This window comes from Intestinibacillus massiliensis, from assembly GCF_900155735.1.
GTDB lineage: Bacteria > Bacillota > Clostridia > Oscillospirales > Butyricicoccaceae > Intestinibacillus > Intestinibacillus massiliensis.
In genome coordinates, this window is the sequence record NZ_LT707051.1 from 48,856 (window position 1) to 57,398 (window position 8,543).

Annotated in this window: 10 protein-coding genes; all 10 read right to left on the reverse strand. The window is 63.7% G+C overall.

All coding sequences use genetic code 11. The features are described 5' to 3' along the window. On the reverse strand, positions 1-196 hold a 196-nt coding region (locus CZ203_RS14470), incomplete at its 3' end, for a hypothetical protein (protein WP_159456343.1). Continuing rightward, positions 193-519, reverse strand: coding sequence for a hypothetical protein (locus tag CZ203_RS14475; RefSeq protein WP_087064760.1), 327 nt, complete (start codon positions 517-519; stop codon positions 193-195). The genes CZ203_RS14475 and CZ203_RS14470, both read right to left, overlap by 4 nt. A gap of 1,035 nt (positions 520-1,554) precedes the next feature. Next, positions 1,555-4,020, reverse strand: coding sequence for a proton-conducting transporter transmembrane domain-containing protein (locus CZ203_RS15335; protein WP_087064762.1), 2,466 nt, complete (start codon positions 4,018-4,020; stop codon positions 1,555-1,557). 285 nt (positions 4,021-4,305) lie between these two features. Then, a complete protein-coding gene (locus tag CZ203_RS03335) occupies positions 4,306-4,797 on the reverse strand; it encodes a hypothetical protein (protein WP_087064764.1) in 492 nt (163 codons plus the stop codon). Between the two features lie 49 nt (positions 4,798-4,846). After that, positions 4,847-5,473, reverse strand: a complete 627-nt coding sequence (locus CZ203_RS03340; protein ID WP_159456344.1) for a bacteriophage Gp15 family protein — start codon at positions 5,471-5,473, stop codon at positions 4,847-4,849. Continuing rightward, complete coding sequence (locus CZ203_RS03345) at positions 5,419-5,751, reverse strand: hypothetical protein (RefSeq protein WP_087064766.1); 333 nt, start codon at positions 5,749-5,751, stop codon at positions 5,419-5,421. The genes CZ203_RS03340 and CZ203_RS03345 overlap by 55 nt, the downstream gene beginning before the upstream one ends. A 66-nt stretch (positions 5,752-5,817) precedes the next feature. Next, positions 5,818-6,330 carry a hypothetical protein gene (locus tag CZ203_RS03350; RefSeq protein WP_087064767.1) on the reverse strand — a complete coding sequence of 171 codons (513 nt, stop codon included), beginning with the start codon at positions 6,328-6,330 and terminating at the stop codon, positions 5,818-5,820. 2 nt (positions 6,331-6,332) lie between these two features. Beyond that, positions 6,333-6,758 carry a hypothetical protein gene (locus CZ203_RS03355; RefSeq protein ID WP_087064768.1) on the reverse strand — a complete coding sequence of 142 codons (426 nt, stop codon included), beginning with the start codon at positions 6,756-6,758 and terminating at the stop codon, positions 6,333-6,335. A 237-nt stretch (positions 6,759-6,995) separates the two neighbouring features. Continuing rightward, positions 6,996-7,337, reverse strand: coding sequence for a head-tail connector protein (locus CZ203_RS03365; RefSeq protein ID WP_087064770.1), 342 nt, complete (start codon positions 7,335-7,337; stop codon positions 6,996-6,998). 4 nt (positions 7,338-7,341) lie between these two features. After that, complete coding sequence (locus tag CZ203_RS03370; protein WP_087064771.1) at positions 7,342-8,379, reverse strand: major capsid protein; 1,038 nt, start codon at positions 8,377-8,379, stop codon at positions 7,342-7,344. Between the last annotated feature and the right edge of the window lie 164 nt (positions 8,380-8,543).

The window sequence follows — 8,543 nt, forward strand, 5'->3', positions numbered from 1 at the left end:
CCGCCGCGCGCCGCAGCGCGTCGTACTCCGATTGCCGCAGGCTGCCGAGCGTCACGTCGTAGGTGCGGTAACGCGCGCGGGTTTCAAAGCGGCGCGTGCCGTCCTCCGCCACCAGGTCGTATTTATACTCCCGTTTTTCCCCGCGCTGCAAATCCGTTATCCCAACGTCATAGGCCACGCCGTCTATTTGAATCATCGGATCTCCCCCTTTACCAGGTTCCCGCCGCGCCGGCGGCTTTCGACGCGGATATGCGGCTCCAGCACGCGCCCGAGCGCCGCAAGGCTGCCGCGGAACTCCACCACCGGCTGCTTTTCCACGATCTCCGACCGGTATACCGTCTGGATGGGCTGCGGGCTTAGCCGCGCCGCCTCGCGGTCGGCCTGGGGCTGTACCGCGGCGGAAATGCGGGACAGTTCGCCGTCCAGCGTGCCCCGGATGCGCCGGTAAACCTTTGCCATCTCGCGGTCAAAGCCCACCGCCACGCCCTCGGCCGCGGGCTTGCCGACGAGCCTTGCCATCTTGCGCGACGGGCTGTGGATGTCCAGCGCGCGCTGCATCTCGGAAATGATGCTGTCCGCGATCCAGGCCGCCGTGCTGATCGCCGATTGCCCGCCCTCGCGCAGGCCGGTTTCCAGCCCCTGCATCGCGTACAGGCCGGTTTGCCGGAACTGCCCGTACCGCGCGTTTACCGTGTCGCAGAAGGATTGCGCCGTCTGCCCCGCGGACGACCGCACCGCGCCCTGCCGCTCCGCGACCGCGCCGGTTAGCGTATCTATCACGCCGCCGCCCGCCTGCCNTTTCCGCACCGAGGGTTGCCATCGTGCCCGGCACGCCCGCGAGGGCCTCCCCCAGCTTGCTTTGGAACCCGCTGTCCAGCGCCTCGAACTGCCCCGCGTAAAACCTGGACGAGACCTCCTGCGACAGGCGCTGCTGCTCGTCCCAGGCGTCCATATATGTTGAAAAGCCGTCCGTGCCCATGTGCACGAGCTTTTCCGCAAACTTGGTGCCCTCGTCCACGCCGAGGGCCGTCACCTTGGCCATGAACTCGTCCGAAACGCCCTTTTCCGCAAGGGCTGTCAGCGCCTGGTCATAGCGCTTGATCGCCTCGATGTTCTTCTCGATGTCCCCGAGCGTCAGGTCGCCGGATTTGCCGGCCGTGAACATATCGCCGTAGCCCGCCAGCTTGGACTGCATGGATTCCTGCTGCCGCGAAACGGCGTCGTGCGCCTTCTGGAACGCGTCCGTGATCGCCGTGACCTTTTGCCTTGTGATATCGAGCGCGTCGTCGAAGCCCTCCGCCAGTTTGGCCTTATACGCGGCGGCCGCGCCGTTTGCCGCGTCCTCATAGGCTTTTTTCCTGTCCGAAGCGTCCTTCTGGAGCTGGTCGGTTTCCTTTTGCAGCGCATCCTTCTGCGCTTTGGAGACCTTGCCCATCTGCTCCTTTTTGGCCTTGACGAGCACGGCGGTTTCGTCGTCGGCCTTCTTTTTGTAGGCCTCGACGTTAGCTTTGACAAACCGCGCCATTTCGTCCGCCGCCGCGTCCCGCCCGGCCTTCACGCCGTAGGACAGGTCTTCCATGTACCGCGCGCCGATCTCCCGGTAGGAACCGCCCCCGCCGCGCGCGGCCGCGGACNGGCGGAAACCGTGTCCAAGGCAAGCCGCGTAGCGGCCGCGAGCGCCTCGGCCTTTTCCGCCTCGATGCCGGAGGCAAGCCCGCGCGCGAGCTGTTTGCCGACGCTGTCCATCTGCTGGGATACGTCTGTACCCGCGATTATGCCGCTGGAAATAGACTGGATTGTGGCGTCGATATCAGGCTGCCCCGCCGCCAAGCCTTCCTTCCATGCCTGCGTCGCTTTGGAACCCTGCTCCGCGACCGCTTCCGCTACATCCGCCTTGTCTAGCACGCCTGCGGCAATCAGCTGTGCGGCAGCGGTCACATCCGGTTCGCCCGCAACCAGGCTGGCCTGCCAATCTGCCATTAGGTTGTCGGAACCCGCTACGATCTCCTGATCCGCCTGTTTCAGCATATTTTCCCACTGGATCAGGGTCGCATCGCTGACCTGGATGATACCCGCTTCCGCACGCTCTTTAATATCCCCATAGATGCCCGCGATTTCATCCCGCTGTCGGGTCAGTTCATTGAGGGAGGCCTCTGAAGAAGTTTTAAACGCATACTGTACGCCGGAAACCGCCTTCTCGATTTCATCGGTGCCCTTCGTCATGGATTCCGCGACCGATTCATATTGATTGATGGTCCCGTAATATTCGGTTACCGTCTCATCCTGTACGCGGTAAGCGTCGGATAACGTCAAAACCGTGTCTTTAAGGGCTTCACAGGCTTCGCTTTCCTTTTGAAACTCCTGGCTATATTCCCAGTTGCCGTTTTGTCGCATCTCTTCCAGATGCTCTTGGGATGCTTTCAGTTTCTCCTGCGCGTCGGACAATTTATCGGCGATGCTGGCGCGTTCCTTTTCAGCCTGCATCACATTGGTAACCGCCTCCGCATATTTGGGTTCCATCGCGTTCAGGACGGCCTCCGCTTTTTTCTTTGCCAACATATCGTCGATCGCATCCGTGATTGTATAATAGCTGCCCGCTTCATCCTGGTTCTTTTGGATTGCATCCGGGATCAATTTATTGATTTGCCCCATCAGGAAGTCCGCGCGCGCCTCATACCCCTCCTTAACGCGCCCGTTTGCGTCGGTCAGGTTATCCAGCTCCTGTATTTGCGCCTCGGTGATTGCCACCTCGCCCAGGCTCCGTTCCATGGATTGCTGCTGCGCGTTGTCAAGGTCGCGGAGCGCCGCCGCCTGTTCCTGCACGGCGGATAACTGTTCTCCCGCCGCGGCAAGGGATGCTTTTGCCGCCTCTGCCCTTTGGTATTCCGCGGACGTCGTGTCCCGCGTCGCCGCGCCCAGCAGCGCCAAGCCGCCCATCAGCGCCGCGACCGCCACGGTAATCACCCCCACCGGGCTTGCCGCCATCGCGGCGTTCAGCACGCCCTGCGCCGCCGCGAGCCCCTTGAGGACGAACCACTCCTCCTTATGGACGGTGCGCTCGATATTGCGCTTGCCCGCGACGATCGCGGTGATCTTGCCGAGCCACTTCGTCCAGAAGAAAAAGGTCGCGGACGAGCCAAATACCAGCACGAGCATCAGCACGGCGTGGCCGGAGTCGATAAACGCCTTCATGGCCGCCCACTTGGAAATCAGCATGCCGAACGGCGCGAGGAACATCCCGCAGATGCCGATCGACATACATACCGCGAGCTGCGGCATTTCCGAGAACAGACCGTCAAAGTCCTCGATATCGCGGCTGCCGACATGGTGCTCCGCCGTACCGACGCACAGGAACATCAGGCTCTTCGCCACCGCGTGGAAAATGACCAGCATGATCGCCGTCCAGGCCGCTTCAAACGTACCGATACCGGCGCAGCACACGATCAGGCCGAGGTTGGAGATCGTCGAATAGGCGAGCACCTTTTTGCCGTTGGACTGCGATATGGCCGCAAAGGATGCAAAAAGGAAGGTCATGCCGCCCGCCATCATGGCGAGCAGGCCGGCGGAATTGTCGCCCAGCACCGGCGCGAGCTTGATGATCAGGAACACGCCCGCCTTGACCATGGTGGACGAGTGCAGCAGCGCCGAGGTCGGCGTCGGCGCGACCATCGCGCCGAGCAGCCAGCGCGAAAACGGCATCTGCGCCGCCTTGGTCAGGCCGGCAAATACGAGCAGCGCCGCGGGAAGCACGACGTCCGCGCCCGTGCGGCCGAGGAACACCATGCGTTCCAGCTCGACAAAGCCGGTCGACAGGCCGAGCGTGATGATCGCCAGGCAGAACGCCAGGCCGCCCAGCAGGTTGAGCCACAGCGCGCGGAACGAGTTGCGCTCCGCCTCCTTGGTGCGCGTGTAGCCGATCAGCAGGAAGGAACACACCGAGGTGACTTCCCAGAAGAAATACATGAACATCAGGTTGTTCGACAGAACCAGCGCAAACATCGCCGCCAGGAATATGTACATGACGAAAAAGAAGAACGGNTCTTTGCCATGCTGTCGTCCGCCGCCTTGGCCGCGTCCTTCATCGGGGCCTCCAGCCCGTCGTGTATCTGCTCCCCCACGTCCCCGAGGTACGAGCCGAGCCGCTCCAGCGCGCCCTGCAGGCCGGACAGCATGCCGTCGCCGTCTATTTTGATGATCACTTCGCCGTCATAGGCCAATATCGTTCCCTTCCTTCCTTTTGGGCGAAAAAAAACCACCCTACATGGTAAGGTGGTTTTTTAGTATCCTTTTGGCTCCCAAATATTATTATTTTTTAATCGATATGGAGAGGTGCGGCCCATCCGAAGCATCCTGTAAATACCCCATGACGGTATATCCTGCAACCTCTTGCTTTGAAGCGCCTTGGCCTTCCAGGCTTTGGAGCATTGCGGATACCTTGGCCTGATCCTCCTTTGGCACTTCCAGGATTGAAAGGACTGCGATGGCGCAGGTTTCATCCTTTAACGCGCCGCCATACAGCTCCAACATCGCGCTATTTAAAAGCGTGCCATCGTCATTGTCTTCGAGCCACAGCGCGCCGCACTTTTCACCGTTTGCAGACAAGCTTGTGGCATAAAGTGTCGGTTCCCCATCCCCGTTGATCGTGCGGAAGTCATCCGCCTGGATGTCGCCGGATACCGTGTCGTTAAAATGCTTCGTAACATATTCCGCATTTTTCACGTCCGTTCCCCCGCCGCACCCCGCCAGCGCCCCGCACAGCAGGCACAGCGCCAGAATACCGCCTAAAACCTTTTTCATCGTACGATCCCTCCTGTTTCAGGGACAGTATACCATATCATGTGCTTATTTACAACACCGCGTTTACGTCCCCGCCGTGCAGCAGCGCCTCGGTGATCGCGTCCAGCCGCCCCTGCTCGCCCCCCGGCAGCGGCAGGGCGTACCGCTTTTTCATCTCGCGGTAATAGCGCTGCTGCTCCTTGTCCTTCACCCTGCCCAGCTCCATCGCCCGGCAGCGCCGCACCTCGCAGAACAGGTGGCCGTCCGACAGGCCGTCCAGCAGGGCGCGGAACGTCCACCAGTGCAGGAACGGGACGTCCACCAGGTCGATGCCGTACTGCTCCAGGAAGGCCGCGTAAATCAGCGCGCCGTCATGGGAAAACGAAAAATCCGGCTGCGCGGGCTTGCCGCCGCCGTCCGCCGCGCCCCCTTTTTTGCCGCACTGCATGAACCACAGCATCCGTGCCGCCGCCGCGTCCACATCCGCCGGGACCTCCCCGTAAAAAAGCTGCAGCGCGCGCATGCCGCGCGCCGCCTCCGGCATGCCGTCTGGCAGCTCGTCGATCCGCAGCATCACGCGGTAATCCGCGTTGACCGGGACTTCCCGGCCGCCGACCTCCACTGTAGCCGGCGGCCTTTCCGTCAGGAAGCCCATTGCGCCGTGGCCGCGGCGGCCTGCGCCTTGTAGGCGTCGCACAGGTAGGTCAGCACGTCCACCAGGTCGAACAGGTCGTGCTCCCGCCCCGCAAAGATGGTATCCGTCGCGCCGTCGCCCAGCAGGCCGTCCAGCGTGCCCGCCAGGAAGCCCCACGCCGTTTCCATGCCCTCCGCCGTTTTCGGCAGTTCGCCCGCGAGGCGCTTGGCCTCCGCGCCGAACGCCTCCAGCTTCCTGGCCGCCGCCGTGCCGGTCTCCAAAGTGAAGGGATGCCCGGCGACCTCCACCGGGAAGCCGCGTTTTTTAAACTCAAAACCCATCTTTCCCCTCCATGCCGTCATCAAAATTGCCGCCCGCCGCCGCCCCCTCCGTGGGGACGGCGGCATTTAAGGGTTTGCCGGGTCGCTGCCGGCCTCCGTAAACGCCTTGGTCGCGGTATTGAACTCGCCGTCCGTAAAGTCGCCCACGCCCATCAGGTTGCCGGTGACCTTGATCGCCTCGCCGCCCGCGCCGGCGACCGCATCGACCTGCACGGCCACGCGGAACCTGCGCGCCTTGAAGGTGTTTTCCTTGCTCGCCACCGGCTCGAACAGCTCGACGCGGACATAATCCTTTTCCGCCGCCGCGCCGGTGAGCTGGTTGCGGCCGACCTCGTAGAGCGCCATGACCGCCGCCTCGTCCTTGATCAGGTCGGTATCGAACGGGAAGGACGGCTGGTAGCCCTTGACCTGGCTGGTCTGCGCCTTCTGGTTGATATAGGTCTTGCCCTCGGTCTGCGCGGAGGGGTTTTCGTCCAGCGTGTTGAAGCCGATGCCCATCAGCGCGTAGGTTGTCGCGCCCTTGCCGTCCGCCGTCCCCAGATAGTCGGCGACCTGGTATCTCATCACGGTATTTGCCATAATTATCTCTCCTTATCCTGAAAGTAGGTTAATCTGCATTGGATTTGGTATTTGGCCGTATTCCCGCCCTGCAAGAAGGCGTAGCCGGAACGGACCGCCTCCACCGCGCGCGCCGTGCGGCTCTGCCCGAGCGCGGGCAGGTCGTCCGCCGCCGTCTGGCGGTCGAGCCAGCGCGAGAAGCCCTCGTAAAAGCCGAGGTTGTCCAGCTGCTGCCGGATGGTCTCGTCCATGGCCTCGCGGCTGCACAGGTTGAACAGGAACTGCTTGACGCCGCTGCCGTCCACGTACCGCTTGACCCATTCCCGGCAGGGCGCCACGTCCAGCGAGTAGCTGCCCGCGTCCCCCGGCAGGAAATCGACGTTGATGCGGCCGTCCTGCAGCGGCCCGTACCGGCTGACGTACCCGTGCAGCGCCTCGATGATGTTCATTTGCATGCCCCCCGTCCTGCGCGCAGCGCCTGCCTCACGCCCCGCGCACCGCCCAGTGCCGCAGCCGCCCGCGCCGGTTGTCGCGCACGGATACGATTTTAAAAAATTCCCGCCCCCACAGGTCNGCCGCCACCGCGAACCAGCTCGCGCCCGCGACTGGGATGCAAGTGAAGGCGTCGCCCATTTTGCCCTTGTTGTGGCGCACCAGCGTCACGGCCTCGCCGCAAAACAGCACGCCTACCACCCCCTGTACAGCAGCCCGGCCGCCCCCAGGTACAGCGCCGCCGCCGCATAGAGCCGCGCGTCGGGCGTCTTCCCGGAGGGGACGTAGGTCTCGCGGTAGCCGTCGTTCGATACGCCGGCGACCTCGCCGCCCTGCGCCTGCCGGTACATTTCGTCCGCCACCGCGCAGCACGCGTCCCGCACCTTGCCCGCGAGCGCTTCCGGCGGGCGCGCCGCCCGGCCGAAGGTCATCCGGTCGAGGTAGGCCGAAGCCCGCCGGGACAGGCGGCTGAAGTCCGTTTCCGGCATCATGCCGCCGTATCCGCCCGTATAATAGGCGTAATCCGCATACGCCATGGGCTTAACCGTTCGTGACCAGCTTGGCCAGCGGGATGGCCTTGGGGTCGAATTTGACCGACCAGTTCGCGGGGGAAAACAGCTGCGCGTCCGTCGGGGAGTCCGTCCAGCCGGAGGACGGCACCTTGAAGCTGAAGCCGTTCGGGTGGATGGTCTCGCGCAGGCGGGTGTACAGCGTCTCCTGGCCGCCGTTCTTCTCCGGGTCGTAGCGCGTGTCCGCCGGGTGGTCGAGGCGGCCGTTCGCGTGGCGCAGCACGCCTTCGCCGAGCAGGTAGGTCGTGTAGCGCTTGAGGGCCTTGTTTTCGCCCTCGCCGCCCACGGCCTGCACCGGCACGCTGTCGTCGATCACCACGGTGTAACCGCCCATGGCGGCGATGTTCAGCGGGCGCTGCAAGCCGTTCGCATCCGTCTGCTTCCAGTATTCCAGGAGCTGGAGGTTTTCCAGCGTGCGCGCCACGTTCGAGTGCATGACCGCGACGCGGAACGCGCCCTTCTGGTCGCCCATCGCCTGGGTCGCCAGGTCGTTGAGGTCGGTCTCGCCGATCTTGTACGGCGCGGCGGTCGCGGAGCTGAGGTCGGCGACGTGCGTTTCCGCAAATTCCTTGGCATAGCCGGACGCGCCGGAAATGCCGAACACCGCGTCCAGGATGCCGATCATCACGGACTGGCGGTACTTCGCCCAGTAGCGGCCGACCGCGCCCGCGATATGCCCGACCGGGTCCGCGCCGGACAGGTCCGCGGTAAAGTTGCGTGCGGTAAAGCCCCGCGCGCGGCCATAGACCACGCCGGTCTGGCTGCCGCCGCCGGCCTCGTCCGCGGTGATGTCCGTGCGGCCGTCGTAGTTCTGCGGCGCGCCGTCCAGCACATTAAAAAACGGGATCGTGTAGAGGTTGCCGCCGGTCTGGATCATGCCCTCGACCGCCGGGTCCTCCACCATGACGCCGCTGTCGAGCAGCGCGGCCTTGACCAGGTCGGGCGCCTCGCCCCACATCTGTAAAAACAGCTCCTCGTCGAATGGGATGCCGAAAATAGTTCCTGCCATTGTGTTGGATCTTCCTTTCTGTTACCGTGCCGCAAGCTCCCTGTAAAGCTCCGGCTGTTCCGTCTTGAGCCGCAGGCGTTCGCCGTAGCCCATGGCCGCGTACTCCTCCCGCGTCACCGCGGCGGCGGGCGGCTTGCCGCCGCTGCCCGTCACGAGGCGCGGGA

What these genes read in the sequence shown, in the direction of transcription:
- CZ203_RS14475 (WP_087064760.1), bottom strand. Translation starts at nt 519, where the DNA reads ATGGCAAGGCTCGTCGGCAAGCCCGCGGCCGAGGGCGTGGCGGTGGGC.
- CZ203_RS03335 (WP_087064764.1), bottom strand. Translation starts at nt 4,797, where the DNA reads ATGAAAAAGGTTTTAGGCGGTATTCTGGCGCTGTGCCTGCTGTGCGGG.
- CZ203_RS03345 (WP_087064766.1), bottom strand. Translation starts at nt 5,751, where the DNA reads ATGGGTTTTGAGTTTAAAAAACGCGGCTTCCCGGTGGAGGTCGCCGGG.
- CZ203_RS03350 (WP_087064767.1), bottom strand. Translation starts at nt 6,330, where the DNA reads ATGGCAAATACCGTGATGAGATACCAGGTCGCCGACTATCTGGGGACG.
- CZ203_RS03355 (WP_087064768.1), bottom strand. Translation starts at nt 6,758, where the DNA reads ATGAACATCATCGAGGCGCTGCACGGGTACGTCAGCCGGTACGGGCCG.
- CZ203_RS03365 (WP_087064770.1), bottom strand. Translation starts at nt 7,337, where the DNA reads ATGGCGTATGCGGATTACGCCTATTATACGGGCGGATACGGCGGCATG.
- CZ203_RS03370 (WP_087064771.1), bottom strand. Translation starts at nt 8,379, where the DNA reads ATGGCAGGAACTATTTTCGGCATCCCATTCGACGAGGAGCTGTTTTTA.